Origin of the sequence: Qipengyuania flavescens (assembly GCF_029688735.1) — a bacterium.
Lineage (GTDB): Bacteria > Pseudomonadota > Alphaproteobacteria > Sphingomonadales > Sphingomonadaceae > Qipengyuania.
Genome location: NZ_JARULD010000006.1, coordinates 1 through 18,987, shown reverse-complemented (window position 1 = coordinate 18,987; position 18,987 = coordinate 1). Strand labels below are relative to the sequence as shown.

Here is an 18,987-nt window from a genome sequence, read left to right as displayed (position 1 = left end):
GCCAAATGGCAGGTCGCGCAATTGTGGCGAAAATAAGGAGGTCGGTCAAATCCGAAATGTGCGATTGCGATGAAGCGAGCGTTGCGGCTCAGGTGACAGCAGCCCGTTCGCGAAATTCCGCGCGCTGCCAATCGTCGTTGTCGAGCACTTCCGCCAGATGCCACACGGCTTCGGCCATGTCCGCGAACCGCAGATAGGCGGGCGCGAAGCCGAAGCGCAGGATGTCGGGATCGCGGAAATCGCCGATCACCCCGCGCGCAATCAGCGCCTGACAGATGGCGTAGGCTTCCGGGTGGCGGAAGGATAGCTGGCTGCCGCGCTCCGCAGGATCGGTCGGGCTCACGAGATCCAGATCGAGGTCCGCTTCGGCGAGACACTGCCGGAAAAACTCGGACAAGGCCTGTGACTTCGCATGGAGCCGCTCGATGCCGATCTCGGCAATCAGGTCTACCCCGACCTCCAGCGCCGCAAGGCCGAGGATGCCGGGTGTGCCGCACAGCAGGCGATCAACCCCCGGTGCGGGCTCGTAATCGTCGCTGAAGGCAAACGGACGGGCATGGCCCATCCATCCGCTCAGCGGCTGGCGTACATCGCCGTGATGCCGCTCGGCGATAAAGGCGTAGGCCGGTGCGCCGGGGCCGCCATTGAAGTATTTGTAACCGCAGCCGACGGCGAAATCCGCTCCGCACGCATTCAGATCGACCGTGAGCGCGCCGCCAGAATGCGACAGGTCCCACAGCACCAGCGCGCCCGCTTGGTGCGCGGCTTCGGTCAGCGCGGCCATGTCGAACAGTTCGCCGGTCTTGTAATGGGCATGGGTCAGCAGCAGCAGTGCGACGTCGTCGTTCAGCGCGTCGATCAGGTTCTCGCGCGATGCCAGCCGCCGCTCGGCCAATCCCTGCGCCTCCAGCCCTTCGATCATGTAGATGTCGGTTGGAAAATTGCCGGGCTCGCTCAGCACCACCTTGCGGCCGGGCCGCATCATCAGCGCGGCGCTAATCAGCTTGAACAGGTTCACCGAGACGCTGTCGGCGACGATCACCTCATGGGCCTGCGCGCCGAGCAGCGGAGCGATCTTCGCGCCGACACGCTGGGGCAGGTCGATCCAGTCGGCCTTGTTCCAGCTGCGGATCAGGCCCTCGCCCCACTCGCCCTGCACCACTTCGTCCAGCCGGTCCGGCGTCGCTTTCGGCAGGCAGCCGAGCGAATTGCCGTCAAGATAGATCACGCCGTCCGGCACGTGGAACCGCTCGCGATACCGACCCAGCGGATCGCCCGCGTCGAGAATGCGCGCGCGCTCGATCATTCGGTCAGCTCCCGCAGGATCGCGCGGCAAAGGCCCGCATCGCCGTCCGCCACTTTCAGCGGGAGCGCCACCAGCTCGTAGCGCCCTTCCGGCACGTCATCGAGCACCAACCCTTCGAGGATGCGCATGTCGTGCTCCAGCACCGCCTTGTGCGCCGCCATCGTCTTGCTGTCCTGCGGATCGACGCTCGGCGCGTCGGTCCCGATCAGCTTGACGCCCTGCAGCGCGAGCCACTCAATGGTTTCGGCGGCAATTGCCGTGAAGCTGCTGTCCCACACATCGTGCGGGAAGCGCTCGAAGGTGCGGAACAGCACGCGGTCTGCGCTCTCGATGTGCGGCAAGTCGCCTACACCGACCTCACCCCCGGTTACGCCGGTCGCATCCACGACCAGGCACTCGCCGATATAGGGGTCGAGTTCCACGCTCGCGATGTCCGGCGCATCGGCGGAATAATGCAGCGGCGCATCGCCATGCGTGCCCGAGTGGGTGCTCATGGTCATCCGCCCGACGTTGACCGGCGATCCGTCCTCCATTTTCCACGTCCGCTCGAAGGCGAAGTCGGTATCGCCGGGCCAGACGGGCAATCCCGGGCGGAGCGTCTGCGAGATGTCCCAGATCCGCCGCTTGCTACGCCACGAACTCATATCGCCGTCCTCACACTGAGCAGTTCCGGGAAGAAGGCGGCCTTCAGCACGCCTGCCAGATAAGGCACGCCGGGCGTCCCGCCGGTGCCCTTCTTGAAGCCGATAATGCGTTCGACCGTCTTCAAATGGCCGAAGCGCCAGCGCTGGAAGTGGTATTCGAGATCGACCAACTTCTCGGCCAGCTCGTAGAGATCCCAGTGCTCCTGCGGATCGCGATAGATTTCCGCCCACGCGGCTTCGACCTCGCGAGAATGGTCCCACGCCTCGTCCACCGGCCGGTCGAGTACGTCCTGCGGTATTTCGAAGCCGCGCCGCGCCAGCAGGGCTACCGCTTCGGCATAGATACTCTTGCGCGCCAGTTCCTCGCGCAGTTCCGCCGCGACCTCCGGGGTCGCCTCGTGCATGGTCACCATGTCGGGCTTCCGGCCGCCGAGCATGAATTCCATCATCCGGTACTGCGCGCTCTGGAAGCCGCTGGAGCTCCCGAGATGCGGGCGGATGGTCGAATAGTCATGCGGGGTCATGGTGCTGAGCACGTCCCAGCTCTGGATCAGCTGCCCTTGGGCACGCGCCACGCGGGCGAGCATCTTGAAAGCCGGGCGCAGCCGGTCTGCGATGATGCAGGCACGCGCTTCCTCCAGCTCATGCAGGCAAAGTTTCAGCCATAATTCGCTGGCTTGATGGACGATGATGAACAGCATTTCGTCATGCGCATCGGAAGCGGGATGCTGCGCCGCCAGAATGCGGTCGAGATCGAGATAGCCGGAATAGGTAACGTCTTGCGCCATCCCTTCGCCCTAGCGCGCATTCGCGGCGTGCGAAACTGTGGGGGCGAAACTACCGGTCGATCACCATGGTGTGCGGATGGTGCTTGTCGAGATGCTTCTTCACGATTCGCAGGTTCCGTGTGTTCGACCGGAATGCGAGGTCGAAGGCGTCGCCGACGAGGGGGACAGCCCCCACCGCGCTGTCGAACGCGATATTGCCGGCCATGCGCCACAGCTTCCACTTCGGAATGCCGAGATTGCGGGCTTCCCAGACGATGTAGGCTCCCATGGCAGCCGTGACCACGTCGCCGATGACCGGGACAAGTCCGATGATGGAGTCCAGTCCGACAGGGTATTTCGTGCCCGGGATGGTAAAGCTGCGTTCGAGCAGGTGTTCCATCGCTTCGATCCGCTTGCGGATCGACACGGGGTCGTTGCCCGTCGGCAGTTCGATGCCCATCGGGCGCAGGGGTTCAGGTCCATCGGCCATGCGTTCTAGATGGGAGCGCGCGTGAGCGGGAACAAGGGATGGACGTTCCAGCGGTTTTCCAGGAACCCGTCGACCTCGCCGCGCACAAGGGACCACCGGATCGGCGCACCGAGCGGGATGTAGGTATTGGCCGCGAGCAATGCCGTCTCGGCTTCGGCGAGATAGGACTCCTCTTCGGCCAGATTGCGCGCATCGACCCCCAGCCCGACGAGATAATCGACATCTTCGAGGCATACCGCGGCGGAAACCCGGCAGTTGAACTGGTTGAGGAACCAGCGCGCTGCGCCGTAGCGAGCCACCCGGTCGCGCAGGGCAAGGTCAGCCTCGCGCCGGTTCGCGCTGCGCGTGCTGGCCACTCCGATCATCGCGAAATCCCGCGCCAGCGCTTCGAAAAGCAGGTCGGAGCCGGGGCCTTCCGGCAGCCAGATCGACACCGTCGGCGCGTCCTCTCCACCAGCGCGCCACTGCTGGACGCGGGCGGACGCCGTTCCGCGACGCTCGTCGATGGACTGCCCCTCCCAACGTTCCGGCACCGTGCCCGTATCGCCCGGCAGGCCCGGCGATACGATCCGCGTCGTCGGAATCCAGCCGCCGATATTGAAAGCGCTCATCAACGTGGACCGGTCGATGGCCATGGCCAGTGCTTCGCGATTGTCAGCCTCGGCAAGAAAGCCACTGCGACGCTGGACGTCGAGGCCGAACAGGCCGAGCGCTGCGTCGAGCCGGATCGTGCCGCGACTGAGCGGTCCGACATCCGCCAGCGGCAGCGACGCCAGATGACCACCCAGAACCAGCTCGTAACGCCCCTCGGCGAAACCCTGGGTCGCCGCGCGAGCATCGACGGCAGAAATTTTCACCGCCGCAAGCCCTTCGTCCCAATCCGGCTGGCTCGGGAGGCCGCGGCTTTCGGGCGGCATCGCTTCCAGAAGCACGCCGCCATCCTCGCCACGCACCCTCATCGGCCCTGCCTGCGCCCCGTCGAGCACCAAGCCCAGTTCCGGCTGGGCCAGGAGCTGCAACAGGTCCGGCATCGAACCACGGAGCCTGATTTCGATGACCCGCCCGGTCATCGCGCGCACTTCGCGGATTTTTGCAAGGTCGAGCCCGAGCGAGGTGCCTTCGAGCCGGCGCAGGGTCGAGGCGAGATTGTCGCGCACCGCCTGAGCGGTCAGGCGGGTTCCGTCGGGCAGGTCGAATTCGCGAATGCGGAAGATGTAGCTCGATCCGTCGTCGGTGACGATCCAGCGTTCGGCGATCGCCGGAACGACCGCCCCGTTGGCGGACAGGGTGACCAGACCTTGCGATTGCGCAGCGCGAACATGTTGCGCGGCGGGCCCGAGCCGCAGCCCTTCGGCGTCCAGTTCCTCCTCGCTCGAAATAAATGCGACATCGACGACACCGTCATCGATCCCGCTCGAACAAGCCGCGAGGAGAATTGTCGCAAAGAGAGCGAAGACGGAGCGCATCGCTTCCGCCTAGCAGGGAGAGATCATTGCGTCAGCCGCGAGTTTCGCGCGGCCTGATGGGAAGTGACGGACCCGCTCAGACGACCCGCAGCGGCCCATCGCCATGCTTGGGAACGGCGGCAATCGGCCGGGTAAACCGCGGACTGCTGGCTCCCTCCGCGCTACCGACGGGAGCGCGCGCGACGCGGGGATCGATTTCGGTATCGAAAGAGACCCCGAAACGGTCCCCCTGAACCCAGGCGACGGTGCCCTTCACCGCATCCAGATTGCGCAATTTGATAGTGAGCCGTTCGCCGCGAGCTGTCGAAATCGGGGCTTCTGCCATCATGCCACCGGCAGACAAATTACGCACTTTCACCCGGACCGAATCGGCCCGGCCTTCGAATTCCAGTTCTGCAAAAAGAAACAGGCTGTCGCGGCCGACATTTCTGGTTTCCACCGATTGCATTGCTGGTTTCGACTCCGTTTTTGCGCTTGATCGCCGACATCGGATGCCGGTCGATGGTGGATAAGCGCCAACGGTTAACAGTCCGCAAAGAATTGGCCGCGAAACTCAGTCGTCGCGGGAAACTTTTTCGCGCCGTTCATGCGCTTCCTGCGCTTCGACGGTCATGGTTGCTACCGGGCGCGCAATCAGCCTTTTCAGGCCGATCGGGTCGCCGGTCACCGCGCAATAGCCATATTCGCCTGCGTCGATCAGCCGGAGGGCGGAGTCGATCTTGGAAATCAGCTTGCGCTGGCGATCGCGAGTCCTGAGTTCGATACCCCAGTCGGTCTCCGACGAGGCACGATCATTGAGATCGGGTTCGCGGATCGGGCCGTCCTGCAGCGACTGCAAGGTCTGGCCAGCAGCATCGTGGATCGATTTCTTCCAGTCGAGCAGCAACACGCGGAAATAGTCGAGCTGGCGCTCGGACATGTATTCTTCGTCTTCGCTCGGCGTATAGTTTGCGCCGATCGCGGCCTTCGCTTCCGCGAGCCTTTTTTCCGTGTCGCTGTTAGCCAGTGAGGCCATTCGCTTTCTCACCCAAATACTGCACTCGGATCGCCGTCGTCCTGCAGGCCCGGATGTTTCCGGTGCCTCGCCGTCCCGATGGGCGCGGCCTATAGGCAAGCGCCCCTATGCACACAAGCAGCAATCCCGACGTATCCGCCGTTCGCCGATCAGGCGGTGCAAAAGCGCACTCGTCGTCTTGCGGCGCGCAGTTATTCGCGTGTCCGTTAACCTTTTATTGACCATAATTCGCGAACCCATGGAAACCGGCAGGGGGCCGGAGAAGAAATGGGGGAATAACGATGGCACTTATCGGAATCGAAGGTGGCGCTGGCAGGATCGAACAGGGCGCGGAGGCGACCAACCTGATCGCCCGCTCGCTCGAGGCCTACAGCAAAGGCAATATCGACGCGCTCTATGCGCTGGGGGTGGCTTTCTCGACCGGGAGCCACGGTTGCACCTGCGACATGATCGAAGCGCACAAATGGTTCAACATCGCCGCATCGAAAGGCCACGAAGAGGCCGCTTGGTGCCGCGCCGACGTTTCCGATGAGATGACCGCACGCGAAATCGCCGAAGCGCAGCGCCGCGCCCGCGAGTGGCTGGCAGACGGCCAGCGGAAGGTCGCCTGACGCTCAGCCCTTCCTGAAGGGCGTGCGGTTCTGGAGATAGTTGCGGTCCGCCGCGACGCCCGCCCGCTCCCGCTTGAGGAAATCGGCGACCGCCTCGCGAAATCCCGTATCGGCGATCCAGTGGGCTGAAATGGTCTCGACCGGTTCGTAACCCCGCGCCAGCTTGTGGCCGCCCTGTGCGCCGGCTTCCACTCGCGAGAGGCCCAGCTCGATCGCCGCATCGATCGCCTGATAATAGCACAGCTCGAAATGCAGGAAGCGGATATCGCGCGAGCAGCCCCAGTAGCGGCCGTAGAGCGCATCGCCCCCGATGAAATTGAGCGCACCGGCAACCGGCTGACCCTCCTGCAGAGCCAGCACCAGCAAAAGCCGGTCCCCCATTCGCTCCGAGAAGAGGTCGAAAGCTTCGCGTGTCAGATAGGGTCGCCCCCATTTGCGCGCGCCGGTGTCCTGATAGAAATACCAGAAGGCGTCCCAATGCTCGGGAGCGATTTTCGCGCCCTGCAAGCGCACGATCTCTACCTCGCCTTGCGCAGCAGCGCGTTCCTTGCGCAGATCCTTGCGCTTGCGCGAGGCGAGGCTGGCGAGGAATTCGTCGAAATCTGCGAAGCCGTGATTGTACCAATGGAACTGGATATCCGATCGCAGCATCCAGCCGGCATCCTCGAAGAAAGCATGCTGGTCCGGCTCGATGAAGGTCGCATGGGCGGAGGAGAAGCCGTTCTGGAGGCAGAGTTGCTCGGCGGCCGACAGTAACGGCCCCGAAAGCGCGTCGTCAGTTAAGAGGAGACGAGGCCCAGTCGCGGGCGTAAACGGCGCGGCGATCTGGAGCTTGGGATAGTAGCTGCCCCCTGCCTGCTCGTAAGCATCGGCCCAGCTATGGTCGAAGACGTATTCGCCCTGGCTGTGGCTCTTGAGATAGGCCGGCATCGCAGCCAGCAGCGGGCCGCCTTCCGCCGAAACGACGATGGGCGCGCTCTGCCAACCGGTGCCCGCACCGACGCTGCTTGAATCTTCAAGCGCGGTCAGGAATTCGTAGCTGACGAAAGGATTGTCGCCTGCCAGCGCGTTCCACTCCGCCTTGTCGAACGCCCCGACCGAGCCCGCAACGCGAGCGGCAAGCTCCATATCGCCCTCGCTCACCCGATGCCCTCGCCCTCTGCAATCAGCGCGTCTGAATTGGCCTGCGCACGCTCTGCCAGTGCCGGAGTGCTCACGGTCCATGTCGCAATCGGCAGGCCCGCTTCCCGCAAGGCCGACACCATCAGATTGGGGAGCGCCTCGACATGATAGGCGAGAAACTCGGGCCTCGCCGCCCATAGCGTCAAGCGCCGCTGCCAGGCTTTCTGCGTGTAGCCCTTGTCATCCTCGCGCATGACCAGCCCCTGCACCGTCTGCGGGCAATTCTTCCGAAACCAGCGCGAGACGCGCGGGTCGAAGCTCATCACGGCATGCAGGCCTTCATAGCCTTCGAGGCATTCGGCGACCGCCTCGCAGCTCCGCCCGACGTCGTAGCGGCGCTTCGACTTGATCTCGATGAGGATCGGCACCCTTCCGTCCACCAGTTCGAGCAGGTCGGCGAGAGCGATCGGCGGCTCCTCTCCTTCCAGATAGCTCAGGGTCTTCCATTCGGCGGCGGTCAGGCTGGCGGATTTCTCAGGCCGTCCGATCAGGCGCATGAAGTCCCAATCGTGGAACACCATGGCGACATCGTCGGCGCTGCGCTGGATGTCGCATTCGATCCCGAAGCCCGCCGCGACTGCGGCGCGAAAGGCGCTGGCGGAATTCTCGACGCGCCCCGCCCCATGCAACCCGCGATGGGCATAAGTCCATTCGGCCAGCCAGCCGACCCTTGCCAGGTCGGGCTGCGGGACGAAGCGCTGATCAAGCCTTGAGAGCAATGATCGCATCGACCTCGACTGCTGCATCGAGCGGGAGAACCGGCACGCCGACAGCGGCACGGGCATGGCGGCCGCAGTCTCCGAACACTTCGTACATCAGGTCGCTGGCGCCGTTTACCACCTGCGGCTGCTGGGTGAATTCGGGTGTGCTGGCGACGAACCCGCCGAGCTTCACCACGCGCTCCACCTTCTCGAGCAAATCGGCTTCGTTCAATTGGGCGAGGATCATCAGCCCACAGGCGCGGGCCGCCTCGCGCCCCTTCTCAAGATCGACTTCCGCGCCCAGCTTGCCGGTTACGACCTCACCCGAAACGAAGGGCAGCTGGCCCGAGACGTATGCCACCCCGCCATGAACGACGAGCGGCTTGTAGCTGGCCACCGGAGCGGCAGCTTCCGGCAGGATGATCTTCAGTTCCTCGAGGCGTTCGGCAATGCTCATGCAGGCTCCTTTTCCAGTCGTTCCATCAGCCACGGCAGCGCATGCTCCCACGTATCGATCCGCGCGTCGGCGTGGCCCGACTTGTGCGCGCAGTCGATATGCGGCGCGATCATCGGTTCGCCGCACAGATGGAGGGTCGTGATGTCGTCCAGCGTTTCGCGCGCCGAGCGGTGGTGCTGCGCCAGATCGTCGATGAAGATCGCCTTGCTCGGCCGGTATTCGTCGAGGATCGCCTGAAGCGCCGGCCCTTTGGGACCCTGGTTGGTAAACACCCGCGCTTCCAGCCCGTGATCGGCGAGCTGCTCGCGGCGCATCTCCTGCCGCTTGTCCACCAGATTGGTGAGCACGACCACATCGGCGTGGTCGGCCAGTGCGTTGAGGCCTTCGATCGCGCCGGGGATCGCGGTCTGGCGGTGCATCTCGGTATCGAAGAATCCGCCCAGCTTGCGCCAGATCTCTTCTTGCGGGAGCACCTCGCCGCTATCCTGCCAGCGTAGCGCGCTGCCGAAGTCGTTGCCCTCCATGCGGAATTCGACGCCCTGCGTTTGGGCAAGCCAGTCGCGGAAAGGCGAGACCATATAAAGCAGGACCTCGTCGCAGTCGGAGATGATCAGCGGGCGGCTCACGCGGACAGCTCCCTGTGTGCAGCGATGAGGGCTTCGGGCGTGGTCTGCAGATTATCCGCCGCCAGCACGAGGTCGGGTTCGTGATTGGCTAGGAATTCCAGCACGGCGGCCTGAACGGCGCGATCCTCGATCCCGTGGCGCAGATGCTCCGGGGTCAGGCCGGTCAGCGATAGCAGCCGGTCCGCCCGTGCTTCGTCGGCCAGCGCCCAGCCGAGCGCTTCCAGCGCCAGCACTTCGGGGGCGCGGGTTTCGCCATGTCTGTTCGATGTCTCGCGAATGATTGTCACGTCCTGTCGTTTTCCATATGGCGCGGCCGCAAGGCAAGGAGGCAACGCCGCGTGGCTAAGAGAATTCTGGTTGTCGAGGACAACGATCTCAATCGCAAGTTGTTCTGCGATGTCCTCAAAGCCAACGGCTATGAAGTCGTTCCCGTCGCCGATGGATCCAACGTGGTGGCGACGGCGAAGAAATTCACCCCCCACCTCGTCATCATGGACATCCAGCTGCCGAATATCAGCGGGGTCGACCTGATCGCCCAGCTGAAACGCGACACGGCGATGGCGGAGGTCCCCGTGCTCGCCGTCACTGCCTATGCGGGAAAGGGCGACGAGGAACGTATTCGCGAGGCGGGTGCGGCGGATTACCTGGCCAAACCGGTCTCGATCACGCCGTTCATGGCCAAGGTGCGCGGCCTGATTGCGGATTGATCCGCGTCTTCCGGCGCGCCCGAAACCTTGACAAAGACCCCCTTAGACCGCTTTGCCGCGCGTCTATCTTGCAGCATTGACGCTGCCCACCAACAGAACTGGACCACCTGCATGGACCGCGCCGAAGTCGACACCAAAATCCGCTCTCTGATCGAGCCGTTCAACAAGAAGGGCATCGCAGTCATGGACGAGACGACCTTCCAGAACGATCTCGAATTCGACAGCCTGACGGTGATGGATTTCGTGGCCGAGATCGAGGACGAATTCGACATCATCATCTCGATGAACCAGCAGGCCGAAATCGAGAATTACGGCCAGCTGGTGGACGCCGTGACCAAGCTGCAGGCCGACTGATGAGCGAAGGTATCAGCCAGCCGGACCAACCGCAGGCGCTCGAGGGCGAGGGCAAGGACCTTTTCTCGAAGTTCGACGACGTGATCGCTCTACGCGAAGGGCTTTTGTCCAGCGGGCAGGAAGACCCTTTCAACCTGGTCATGGAAAAGGTCCTGTCGCCCACCCGTGCAATCTGCAACGGGCGCGATACCATTCTGCTCGGCACCTACAACTACATGGGCATGACCTTCGACCCCGACGTGGTCGAGGCGGGCAAGCAGGCGCTGTCCGATTTCGGCACCGGCACCACTGGCAGCCGTGTGCTGAACGGGACATACCAGGGCCACAAGGAAGTCGAGCAGGCGCTGATGGACTTCTACGAGATGGACCATGCGATGGTTTTCTCGACCGGCTATCAGGCCAATCTCGGCATTATCAGCACTATCGCCGGCAAGGGCGACTACATTGTCCTCGACATCGACAGCCATGCCAGCATCTGGGACGGCTGCGCGCTCGGCCAGGCCGAAGTCGTGCCGTTCAAGCACAACGATATCGAGGCGATGGAAAAGCGCCTCAAGCGCATTCCCGAAGGCGCGGGCAAGCTGGTGATCCTCGAGGGCGTCTACTCGATGCTCGGCGATGTCGCGCCGCTGAAGGAAATGGTCGCGGTCGCCAAGAAATATGGTGCCATGGTGCTGGTCGACGAAGCGCATTCGATGGGTTTCATAGGCGAAAACGGCCGCGGCGTGGTCGAGGATGCGGGCGTGATCGACGATGTCGATTTCATCATCGGAACCTTCTCCAAGAGCGTCGGCACGGTCGGCGGGTTCTGCGTTTCGAACCATCCCAAGTTCGAGATCATGCGCCTCGTCTGTCGCCCCTATGTCTTCACCGCCTCGCTGCCGCCCAGCGTAGTGGCGACCGCCTGCACCTCGATCCGCAAGCTGATGCACGGATCGAACAAGCGCGCGCATCTGTGGGAGAATTCGAAGGCGCTGCACAAGGGCCTGAAGGACCTCGGCTTCAAGCTCGGCACCGAAGAACCGCAGAGCGCGATCATCGCAGTAATCATGCCCGACCTCCAGCAGGGCGCCGCGATGTGGGAGGCGCTGATCCAAGGCGGGCTTTACGTGAACCTCGCCAGACCCCCGGCGACGCCTGCCAATATGACCCTGCTGCGCTGCTCGCTCTGCGCCGAACACAGCGAGGAGGAGGTCGGAGAGATCCTCTCGATCTTCGAGAAAGCAGGCAAGCAGGTCGGCATTATCTGAGCCGTTCGGCCCGCATGAACCGCGCCTGACCGCGGGTTCACAACGCGTTCAATGCCCGCCCCCTAGACCGTCTCCAACGAATTCAGGAGATTACGGGATGGGACTATCCAAACGAACAGCGCTGGCAGTGGCCGCCGGCACCACCTTGCTCGGCGCCTGCAGCGTCGGATCCTATGGCGGCTTGTCGGTCGGTAGCGCCGGATATTACGGCGACGGCTATTACGACGATCGCTATTATACCGACGGCTATTACGGCTGGTACGACGACTTCTACTATCCGGGCACCGGATACTACGTGTACGACCGGGACCGCCGTCGCCATCGCTGGAATGCGCGCCAGCAACGCTACTGGTTGGCCCGCCGTGCCCAGATCCGCGACCAGCGCCGCCTGCGCAGCAATTGGGACCGGTGGGAACGCCGCGCCGAACGTCGTGCGGATCGTAGGCGCGATTACCGGCAGGAGCGCAGAGCCGAACGTCGCCGCGAAGTCCGCCGCGAACGCCGTCAGGAAGCACGCAGGGATTATCGCCAGCAGCAACGCGCGGAACGCCGCCGCGAGGCACGCCAGGAAGCGCGGCAACGCGTCCGCCAGCAGCAGCGTCAGCAAGCTCGCCAGCAGGCCCGGCAGCGTGCCCGTCAGGAGGCTCGGCGCGAGGCTCGACAGGACCGCCGACAGGATGCCAGGCGCGAAGCCCGGCGCGATCGCCGACAGGAGGCACGCAGGGACCAACGCCGCGATCGGCGCGAGAGGCGCCGGGATCGCCGCCGCGACGACGATTGATCGAACACTGCAAAAAGGGCGGCCATCGCGGTCGCCCTTTTCTTTTGGCCGGTCTTCTAAATTGCAGGATGAAGGTGCGGATGATCATGCAGGAAGAGGCGGAACCCTATCCCCTGCCGCTCGCTAGGGAGGGCGAAAGGAGTTTCCCAATCATGACCATCACGAAACACGGCAGCGCCACTTACGAAGGCCTCGGCAAGGACGGCAAGGGCCACGTCTCTACCGGCTCTGGCGCGCTCGCCGCTCAGCCCTACGGTTTCCAGACCCGCTTCGAGGACAAACCCGGAACCAACCCGGAAGAACTGATCGCGGCGGCCCATGCCAGCTGCTTCACCATGGCCCTGTCGTTCAAGCTGGCGGAAGCAGGCCATACCGATGGCAGCGTCACCACCAGCGCCGCAGTCAGCCTGGAAAAGGACGGCGATGGGTTCACGGTGACCAAATCGGCGCTGTCCACCACGGGCAAGGTGCCCGGAATGGACCAGGCGAAGTTCGAGGAGCTGGCCGCCGATGCCAAGGCCAATTGTCCGATCTCGAAGCTGCTGAATGCCGAGATCACGCTGGAGACCAAATTCGAAGGCTGATTGCTGTATGGCCCGGCCGGAGGCGACGTCCGTCCGGCCGGGCCGCTAGTCAGGCGGCCTCTGGTGCCGCCTCCTCTCCAACCGGTTCGGACATCTCGCCCTTGTTCTCCGGGAAGATCGGCCACAGCAATTGCTGACCCAGCGTCGCCGGGGCGAGGTTTTCCACGCCGTAACTCTGCGGATAGGTGCGCGTGATCTTCGCGGTGCCGAACAGCACGTCCCAGAAGAACAGCAGGTTTCCGTAATTCCCCTTGTACTGCACCGCCGGATCGTCCGCATGGCGACCGTGGTGGGCGTGGTGCGTGGCGGGGGTCGAGATCGTGCGCTCCACCACCCACATGACGGGCGAAAGCCAGCCGATCCGGTAGAGCGGCTTGTCCCAAACGACATCCGAATGCGCGCCGGTGATCACCAGCAGCTTTACCACGATATAGCCTGCATAGACCCAGCCTAGCCCGAGCCAGATCAGCACGCCCGACATCCACAGGCTCGGCATCAGGGCGTAGTAGATCACGTTGTTCCGGTAGACGAGCCGCACGCTCATGTAGCGCGCGTTGTGATGCGCGCGGTGGAGGTTGTAGAGCCAGTGCGTCGAATGGCTCGCGCGGTGCCACCAGTATTGCAGCATATCGTCCGCGACCAGAAACAGCGCGATCGCGGCGAAAACATTCAGTCCCGAAAGCGCGCCCGCATAGCTTGGGGCGATCAGGTCGGCGATGGCGCCGGCCGCGAACAATACCGCGGGCTGGGTGATTGCCAGCAGCACGGTCATGCTGACCGCCTCGACGATCCCGTCGTCGCGGGTCTGCTCCGCCTTGCCGAACAGGTTCGAGCGCCACAGTTCGAGCGCGGCATAGCCGAAATAGATCGCGACGATCGCCAGGGTGGAGGTGGGCATTGCGGGTCTCCGACAAAATTGCGTGTGCTTGTCGATTCCCGGGATAACCTTTACCGAAGCGAAAGAATGTCGGGATTTTTACAATCTTCCGCGACTCGGCGATCGCTGGCCGCACCGATGCTGTTCGCCAGCCTCGATACGGGGCTTCAGGCGCATCTGAAGCGCGGGGCACGGCTGCGGCAATTCGCCGACGGACAGATCATCCAGCAGCGCGGTCAGGTGGCCGACGGTTTCTGGCTGATCGAGGAAGGCGCGGTCATGGTCGGCCAGTTCGGGCGCGACGGCGATTTTCGCGCAGTCGCCCTGCTCGGCCCGGGCGATTCCTATGGCGAGCTGGCGGTCTTCGCGAAGCGGCCGCGGATCGTCGACGCGGTGTCGCGCGGGGAGAGCCGCTTGCGGCTGATCGGCGCGAAGGCGTTCCTCGACGCGCTGGGCAATTATCCCGCCTCGATGCGCGCGCTGCTCGGCGCGCTGTCGGAGCAGTTGCAGGATACGCTGGGCCAGCTGGCCGGGATGCGGCGCGGGACCAATCCGGCGCGCATGGCGGGGCTGCTCGCCAATATGGCCGGGCCGGGAGACGGGCCTGCGAGCGTCGCCATCACCCAGCAGGAACTCGCCGAGTTGCTTGGCATCACCCGCGCCACCGCCAACGCCGCGCTGGGCGAATTGCAGAAACGCAAGCTGGTGACACGCGGCTACGGCAGCCTCGCGATCCCCGACCGCGCAGCGCTAGGGCTGTTCGCGCTTGAGTGAATCGCCAGCTTCACGCCACGCGCAGCGTCAGCGCTGCGCTTCCTCCTCCAGCAGCGCAAAAAGCGCTTCGACCGGCTGGCCCAGCACCGCCGCGAATTTCAGCGCAACTGCCACGGAGGGCTGGAATACTCCGTTTTCGACCGTGTTCACCGTCTTGCGGCTGACCGCCATGCGTGCCGCCAGTTCGGCCTGGGTCAGCCCTGCTTCCTCGCGATAGCGGCGAATGCTGTTCTCAATCTCCAGCGGCATTGCCCAGCGCTTCCCTGAGACCGTAGGCAACGAAGGCGGTACCGAGGCTGGTGGAAACGATCATATTGGCTGCGCGCTGGGCGTGGAGCGGCTCGAACGGCGAGATCACCCAGACCAGCAGGCAGACCACCATCGCGACAATATAGCCCGTGACGATCGCGACCTGGCGATTGGCGCGCGAAACTTCGTCATCGGCGATGCGCCGCACGCGCGCAGGCAGTATCCACGCCCCGCCGGTCAGCAGCAGGACCAGCATGACGATGGCAAAGCCCAGCCAGACGAAAATCTGCACCAGCGAGTCGCTGCCCCAGTCGAAGACATAGAGCGTGCCCTGCTGCGCCAGCAACACCAGCAGACCGAGGAAGGGCGCCGCCAGAGCGCGGCCTTGCGAAAACCGCTCCGCTTTTTCGAAATCGTCGTTCACCGCCTGCTCCTTGTAACTCACAGGTTACATGTAACCTTGGGGTTACTCAGGAGTCAAGCGTGATGCTGCCAGGCTCAGACAGCCTAATCATCAGAGCTGCGCGTCGCACGCCGGTTGCCCAGAAAGGTCAGGATCACGCCGGGAATCAGGAACACCAGCGTCCAGTTCCCGATCCGGTCCATGTCCAGAAACCACTTCGCCAGTGCCAGCAGCAGGCCGATCGCCACGAGAATGCGGGCGATGGTGATCATGTCGAGGCGGTCGAGAATTTTCATGGAATGCGATCTCCGTGTCGCCAATCGGGCGTTATCGCCAGTATCCTACCATGGATACGCGCTGGACCGTAAAATGCAGCGGACTCCCGGGTCGTCCCTTCAGCGCCCTGCCCTGACCTCGCTCGCATTCGCACAAGGCCCGCGGTCTTCGTCCTCGCTGCCGCCGAGCTGGGTCAGCACCAGGATGCCGCCGACCACCAGCAGGACGAACACCGTGGTGACCGTGCCGAGGTATTTGTCGATCACGCGCTTGATCGGGGCGCCGAAGACGCGGAACAGGATGCCGACGGTCATGAAGATCAGCGCGCGCGCGAACAGGCTGGAGAGCACGAAGGTCACGAGGTTCATGCCGACGAAGCCGGCGGTGATCGTCAGCAGCTTGAACGGCACCGGCGTCGCGCCGGCGATCAGGATCGCCTCGAAATCATATTCGCGCAAATGGCAGGCGGCCACTGGGAACGCCTCGGTCAGGCCGAGCGAGCCGATCAGCCAGACGCCGACCGTATCGTAAAGCCCCCAGCCGATCGCATAGCCCAGCAGCGCGCCCGCCACCGAGGACAGCGTGGCGATGATCGAGAAGCGGATCGCCTTGTTCGGCTCCGCCAGGCACATCAGGCCGAGCAGCGGATGCGGCGGGATCGGGAAGAAGCTCGATTCGACGAAGCAGAAGAACGCCAGCCACCATTCCGCATGCGGGTGCGAGGCCTTTTCCATGGTCCATTCGTACAGACCGCGCAGCGGTTTCATGAGCATGATGTTGGCAGGACCCCAGGCGTTTCCGACAAGCGCCGGACTAGGCGAGCGGAGCGCTGTTGGCAATAATCTCGGCGCGAACCTATTTGGCACTTTTTCATTGACATCGTCACGTTGTTTGGGTACATAAACGGAACATCGCGATAGTGTGATTCACTGGCCACCCGGCTGGAGCATACGGCCCACGACCCCATCGGTCGGCGGGCCGCTTTTGCGTTCGCCTGTCGCCGGGATCGGGAGGGCCGCCATGACAGACACAACTGCTGCTCAGCCGCAGTGGGTCGAACCATTTCTGCGAGAGCTGCGTGAAGGTGGGAAAATCAACCGGGCAGCAAGGGCTGTCGGAATATCGCGGGGCACGGTCAATGATCGTCGCAAGCGCCATCCCGATTTCGATGCCCGGTGCAAGGCGGCGCTGGTCGCAGCAGGTAGCTCTGCGCTGACGAAGCCTCGCGGTTCGGGCGGCCTGCCGAAATGGTGCAAGCCCTTTCTGGAGGCGCTGGCCGAAACGTCGAATGTCTCCGCCTCCGCGAAAGACGCAGGCACGCAGCCCCACCGGGTCTATCGCCTGCGCCGGGAGAATGCCGAGTTCGCCCGGCTCTGGTCCGCCGCCCTCCTCGAAGGTTATGAAAACCTGGAGCTCGAAACACTAGAGCGGCTTCGCAATGGGGTGGCGGCCGACGGGCCGAAGTTCGACACGGCAGCGGCGCTGCGCCTGCTTGCCCTGCACCGCGAGACCGCTGCGCGCAAGCGGGCAAAGCTGGAAAATTGCGACGAGGCCAGCGTGCTCGCCTCGCTGAATGCCAAGCTCGATGCGATGCGGCGCAACGAGGAAGCCTTGCAGGCCGCGCTGGCCGAAGACGGCACCTATCGGATTGCGCCCCCTGATGGCGACCTCTCCGATGCTGAGTAGCGGATTTCTCGAGTGGTTGCGGCGGCAGGAATACCGCGTGCGTGTCGAACTGATGCACGCGCTGGAGGATAACGAACGCGGCGTGCTCGTCCACAACTGGTATCTGTGGGCGCGGCATGAGCAATTGCCGCCTGCCGATCCCGACTGGTCGACCTGGCTGATTTGCGCCGGGCGCGGCTTCGGCAAAACGCGCGCGGGCGCGGAGTGGGTGCGGCAGGCTGCAATCCTCGATCCCGAGGCGCGCATCGCACTGGTGGCCGCCTCGCTCGGCGAAGCGCGCGCGATCATGGTGGAAGGGGAAAGCGGCGTGCTGAATATCTGCCCGCCCAACTACCGGCCGGAATACGAACCCTCGCTCAAGCGGCTGACCTGGCCGAACGGGGCGACGGCTTACCTGTATTCGGCGGCTGAGCCCGAAAGCCTGCGCGGTCCGCAACATAGCCATGCCTGCGGGACAAGCGCAAAAAGAGCTGTTCGTGAACGAAAGCCTCGCGCTGATCGACATGCTGATGCACCCGGTGGTGATGGGCGCGGCGGCCACTCCGCCCGGTTCGCCGGCAGCAGGAGAGTGCTGGATCGTCGAGGCCGGGGCCGTCGATGCATGGGCCGGGCAGGACGACGCGATCGCCGGCTGGGACGGCGCGCGGTGGACCTTCGCGAGCCCCCGGGATGGGCTCGCGGTTCACGATCTTTCGACCGGTGCGAAGCGCCACTTTTCCAGGGTTTGGACGAGCGTGCCGACGGTTGCCTCTCCGACCGGCGGGTCGGTGATCGATAGTGAAGCTCGTGCCGCCGTCGACTCATTGCTGGCGGCCGTTCGGCAAGCCGGCCTAATCGTCTGATCTGATCCGGGAACCCGGTGCGGTTTTCGGCGTTTCGGGGCGCATGGAGGGATCATCTTCTGTAAATTTGCACGGAGCAGTTCGTAAGAGCGGCATAAATGCAACAGTTTGCGGGCATTGCCCGCTTGCCACCTTTCGGGTGAAAAGTTAGAGATATTGCACTCGGTGGATCTTATTCGCAAAAAGGGGAAACTATAATGCGGAAATTCGTCATAGGCATGGCGATGGCCTCTACGGCCCTTGCATCGCCTGCCCTCGCCAAGGACGACGCCTGGTACGTCGGCCTCGAAGGGGGCGTAATGATCGTTGAAGATATCGACTTCGATCGCAGCGGCGTAGCGAACGACGACATCGTCACGCTCGATCATGAACCCGGTTACGACTTCGGCGGTTTCGTTGGCTATGATTTCGGTGCATTCCGTGCCGAGGCCGAAGTCAGCTATCGCGAAGCCGATCTCGACACCGTCACTGTCGGCGCGCTCGGCGGTCTGCTGAGTGACGGCACTTCGGTGCCTGCCGGCCAGTATGAAGCTCCCGGTTCGACCAGCATCCTTTCGTTCATGCTGAACGGCCTGGTCGACTTCGGTCCCGATGACGGCCTTCAGGGCTATGTCGGTGGTGGCGCCGGTGTGGCTCGCACCAGCGTCGACGTTGGCGGCTCCGGCATCACGGCGCTCGACGATTCGGACAGCGGCTTCGCCTGGCAGGCTCTGGCCGGTGTGCGCGCTCCGCTGAGCGACAACTGGGACGTGGGCCTGCGCTATCGCTACTTCAATGCGACCGGCGTCGACATCGTCGACCTGGCTGGCAACAGCCTCGAAGATCGGGTTAGCAGCCACTCGCTGATGGGCACGCTGACCTACAACTTCGGTGTGGCTCCGCCGCCGCCCCCGCCGCCGCCGCCCCCGCCCCCGCCGCCGCCTCCCCCGCCGCCGCCGC

27 protein-coding genes and 1 pseudogene are annotated in these 18,987 nt (G+C 64.0%); 11 read left to right on the top strand and 17 right to left on the bottom strand.

Annotated features, from left to right (window positions below):
* Positions 1-88: 88 nt before the first annotated feature.
* The 7 genes from kynU to dksA form a co-directional block, all read right to left on the bottom strand.
* A complete protein-coding gene (gene kynU / locus P8R33_RS14040; RefSeq protein WP_278329599.1) occupies positions 89-1,306 on the bottom strand; it encodes a kynureninase in 1,218 nt (405 codons plus the stop codon).
* Entirely contained in the window at positions 1,303-1,950 is a 648-nt protein-coding gene (gene kynB / locus P8R33_RS14035) for an arylformamidase (protein WP_278329598.1), read from the bottom strand. Before kynB ends, kynU begins: the two co-directional genes overlap by 4 nt.
* Positions 1,947-2,738 carry a tryptophan 2,3-dioxygenase gene (locus P8R33_RS14030; protein WP_278329597.1) on the bottom strand — a complete coding sequence of 264 codons (792 nt, stop codon included), beginning with the start codon at positions 2,736-2,738 and terminating at the stop codon, positions 1,947-1,949. Before P8R33_RS14030 ends, kynB begins: the two co-directional genes overlap by 4 nt.
* Before the next feature lie 49 nt (positions 2,739-2,787).
* Complete coding sequence (locus tag P8R33_RS14025; protein ID WP_278329596.1) at positions 2,788-3,207, bottom strand: DUF4112 domain-containing protein; 420 nt, start codon at positions 3,205-3,207, stop codon at positions 2,788-2,790.
* A 5-nt stretch (positions 3,208-3,212) separates the two neighbouring features.
* On the bottom strand, positions 3,213-4,673 hold the full coding sequence (locus tag P8R33_RS14020; protein ID WP_278329595.1) for an ABC transporter substrate-binding protein: 1,461 nt from the start codon (positions 4,671-4,673) through the stop codon (positions 3,213-3,215).
* A 76-nt stretch (positions 4,674-4,749) separates the two neighbouring features.
* A complete protein-coding gene (locus tag P8R33_RS14015; protein WP_278329594.1) occupies positions 4,750-5,121 on the bottom strand; it encodes a PilZ domain-containing protein in 372 nt (123 codons plus the stop codon).
* A 105-nt stretch (positions 5,122-5,226) separates the two neighbouring features.
* Positions 5,227-5,688 (bottom strand): RNA polymerase-binding protein DksA, encoded by a 462-nt coding sequence (dksA, locus tag P8R33_RS14010; protein WP_278329593.1) that lies wholly within the window; start codon positions 5,686-5,688, stop codon positions 5,227-5,229.
* A 281-nt stretch (positions 5,689-5,969) separates the two neighbouring features.
* Here dksA and P8R33_RS14005 point away from each other — a divergent pair, with 281 nt between their 5' ends.
* A complete protein-coding gene (locus tag P8R33_RS14005) occupies positions 5,970-6,299 on the top strand; it encodes an SEL1-like repeat protein (protein WP_278329592.1) in 330 nt (109 codons plus the stop codon).
* Positions 6,300-6,302: 3 nt separating this feature from the next.
* Here P8R33_RS14005 and P8R33_RS14000 read toward each other — a convergent pair whose 3' ends face one another.
* Genes P8R33_RS14000 through P8R33_RS13980 form a run of 5 tightly spaced genes read right to left on the bottom strand, consistent with a single transcriptional unit; the run spans position 6,303 to position 9,552 of the window.
* A complete protein-coding gene (locus tag P8R33_RS14000) occupies positions 6,303-7,427 on the bottom strand; it encodes a GNAT family N-acetyltransferase (RefSeq protein WP_278329591.1) in 1,125 nt (374 codons plus the stop codon).
* Positions 7,428-7,438: 11 nt separating this feature from the next.
* Entirely contained in the window at positions 7,439-8,209 is a 771-nt protein-coding gene (locus P8R33_RS13995) for a glycerophosphodiester phosphodiesterase family protein (RefSeq protein ID WP_278329590.1), read from the bottom strand.
* Complete coding sequence (locus tag P8R33_RS13990; RefSeq protein WP_278329589.1) at positions 8,184-8,639, bottom strand: RidA family protein; 456 nt, start codon at positions 8,637-8,639, stop codon at positions 8,184-8,186. The genes P8R33_RS13995 and P8R33_RS13990 overlap by 26 nt, the downstream gene beginning before the upstream one ends.
* A complete protein-coding gene (locus P8R33_RS13985) occupies positions 8,636-9,265 on the bottom strand; it encodes an HAD family hydrolase (RefSeq protein ID WP_278329588.1) in 630 nt (209 codons plus the stop codon). The genes P8R33_RS13990 and P8R33_RS13985 overlap by 4 nt, the downstream gene beginning before the upstream one ends.
* Positions 9,262-9,552: a DUF3572 domain-containing protein gene (locus P8R33_RS13980; RefSeq protein ID WP_278329587.1), complete on the bottom strand. Its 291-nt coding sequence runs from the start codon at positions 9,550-9,552 to the stop codon at positions 9,262-9,264. Before P8R33_RS13980 ends, P8R33_RS13985 begins: the two co-directional genes overlap by 4 nt.
* Before the next feature lie 51 nt (positions 9,553-9,603).
* Between P8R33_RS13980 and P8R33_RS13975 the strand changes: the two genes are divergently transcribed.
* The 5 genes from P8R33_RS13975 (at position 9,604) to P8R33_RS13955 (ending at position 12,941) form a co-directional block, all read left to right on the top strand.
* Positions 9,604-9,972, top strand: a complete 369-nt coding sequence (locus tag P8R33_RS13975) for a response regulator (protein WP_278329586.1) — start codon at positions 9,604-9,606, stop codon at positions 9,970-9,972.
* Positions 9,973-10,083: 111 nt separating this feature from the next.
* The gene (locus tag P8R33_RS13970) at positions 10,084-10,326 is read left to right on the top strand and encodes an acyl carrier protein (RefSeq protein ID WP_278329585.1); all 243 of its coding nucleotides are present in this window, start codon (positions 10,084-10,086) and stop codon (positions 10,324-10,326) included.
* Positions 10,326-11,576, top strand: a complete 1,251-nt coding sequence (gene spt, locus P8R33_RS13965; protein ID WP_278329584.1) for a serine palmitoyltransferase — start codon at positions 10,326-10,328, stop codon at positions 11,574-11,576. The genes P8R33_RS13970 and spt overlap by 1 nt, the downstream gene beginning before the upstream one ends.
* A 97-nt stretch (positions 11,577-11,673) precedes the next feature.
* A complete protein-coding gene (locus P8R33_RS13960; RefSeq protein WP_278329583.1) occupies positions 11,674-12,357 on the top strand; it encodes a hypothetical protein in 684 nt (227 codons plus the stop codon).
* Positions 12,358-12,509: 152 nt separating this feature from the next.
* Positions 12,510-12,941 (top strand): OsmC family protein, encoded by a 432-nt coding sequence (locus P8R33_RS13955; protein WP_278329582.1) that lies wholly within the window; start codon positions 12,510-12,512, stop codon positions 12,939-12,941.
* Positions 12,942-12,990: 49 nt separating this feature from the next.
* On the opposite strand, the gene P8R33_RS13950 is transcribed toward P8R33_RS13955, so the two are convergent.
* Complete coding sequence (locus P8R33_RS13950) at positions 12,991-13,839, bottom strand: sterol desaturase family protein (protein ID WP_278329581.1); 849 nt, start codon at positions 13,837-13,839, stop codon at positions 12,991-12,993.
* Positions 13,840-13,956: 117 nt separating this feature from the next.
* Between P8R33_RS13950 and P8R33_RS13945 the strand changes: the two genes are divergently transcribed.
* Positions 13,957-14,592 (top strand): Crp/Fnr family transcriptional regulator, encoded by a 636-nt coding sequence (locus P8R33_RS13945; RefSeq protein ID WP_278329580.1) that lies wholly within the window; start codon positions 13,957-13,959, stop codon positions 14,590-14,592.
* Between the two features lie 27 nt (positions 14,593-14,619).
* Here the strand turns inward: P8R33_RS13945 and P8R33_RS13940 are convergent, their stop codons facing one another.
* The 4 genes from P8R33_RS13940 to P8R33_RS13925 form a co-directional block, all read right to left on the bottom strand.
* Positions 14,620-14,841 (bottom strand): helix-turn-helix transcriptional regulator, encoded by a 222-nt coding sequence (locus P8R33_RS13940; RefSeq protein ID WP_278329579.1) that lies wholly within the window; start codon positions 14,839-14,841, stop codon positions 14,620-14,622.
* Positions 14,825-15,265: a hypothetical protein gene (locus P8R33_RS13935; protein WP_278329578.1), complete on the bottom strand. Its 441-nt coding sequence runs from the start codon at positions 15,263-15,265 to the stop codon at positions 14,825-14,827. Before P8R33_RS13935 ends, P8R33_RS13940 begins: the two co-directional genes overlap by 17 nt.
* A gap of 83 nt (positions 15,266-15,348) precedes the next feature.
* Complete coding sequence (locus P8R33_RS13930) at positions 15,349-15,540, bottom strand: hypothetical protein (RefSeq protein WP_278329577.1); 192 nt, start codon at positions 15,538-15,540, stop codon at positions 15,349-15,351.
* A 99-nt stretch (positions 15,541-15,639) separates the two neighbouring features.
* Positions 15,640-16,293 (bottom strand): YqaA family protein, encoded by a 654-nt coding sequence (locus P8R33_RS13925; RefSeq protein ID WP_278329667.1) that lies wholly within the window; start codon positions 16,291-16,293, stop codon positions 15,640-15,642.
* A 247-nt stretch (positions 16,294-16,540) separates the two neighbouring features.
* Between P8R33_RS13925 and P8R33_RS13920 the strand changes: the two genes are divergently transcribed.
* The 4 genes and pseudogenes from P8R33_RS13920 to P8R33_RS13905 form a co-directional block, all read left to right on the top strand.
* On the top strand, positions 16,541-17,206 hold the full coding sequence (locus P8R33_RS13920; protein ID WP_278329576.1) for a hypothetical protein: 666 nt from the start codon (positions 16,541-16,543) through the stop codon (positions 17,204-17,206).
* Positions 17,094-17,639: pseudogene (locus tag P8R33_RS13915) on the top strand (terminase large subunit domain-containing protein); the annotation flags it as partial. The gene P8R33_RS13920 and the pseudogene P8R33_RS13915, both read left to right, overlap by 113 nt.
* 10 nt (positions 17,640-17,649) lie before the next feature.
* Positions 17,650-18,048: a DUF2793 domain-containing protein gene (locus P8R33_RS13910; RefSeq protein ID WP_347569054.1), complete on the top strand. Its 399-nt coding sequence runs from the start codon at positions 17,650-17,652 to the stop codon at positions 18,046-18,048.
* A 197-nt stretch (positions 18,049-18,245) separates the two neighbouring features.
* Positions 18,246-18,987, top strand: a 742-nt coding sequence (locus P8R33_RS13905) for an outer membrane protein (RefSeq protein ID WP_278329575.1), incomplete at its 3' end; no start/stop codon positions are given.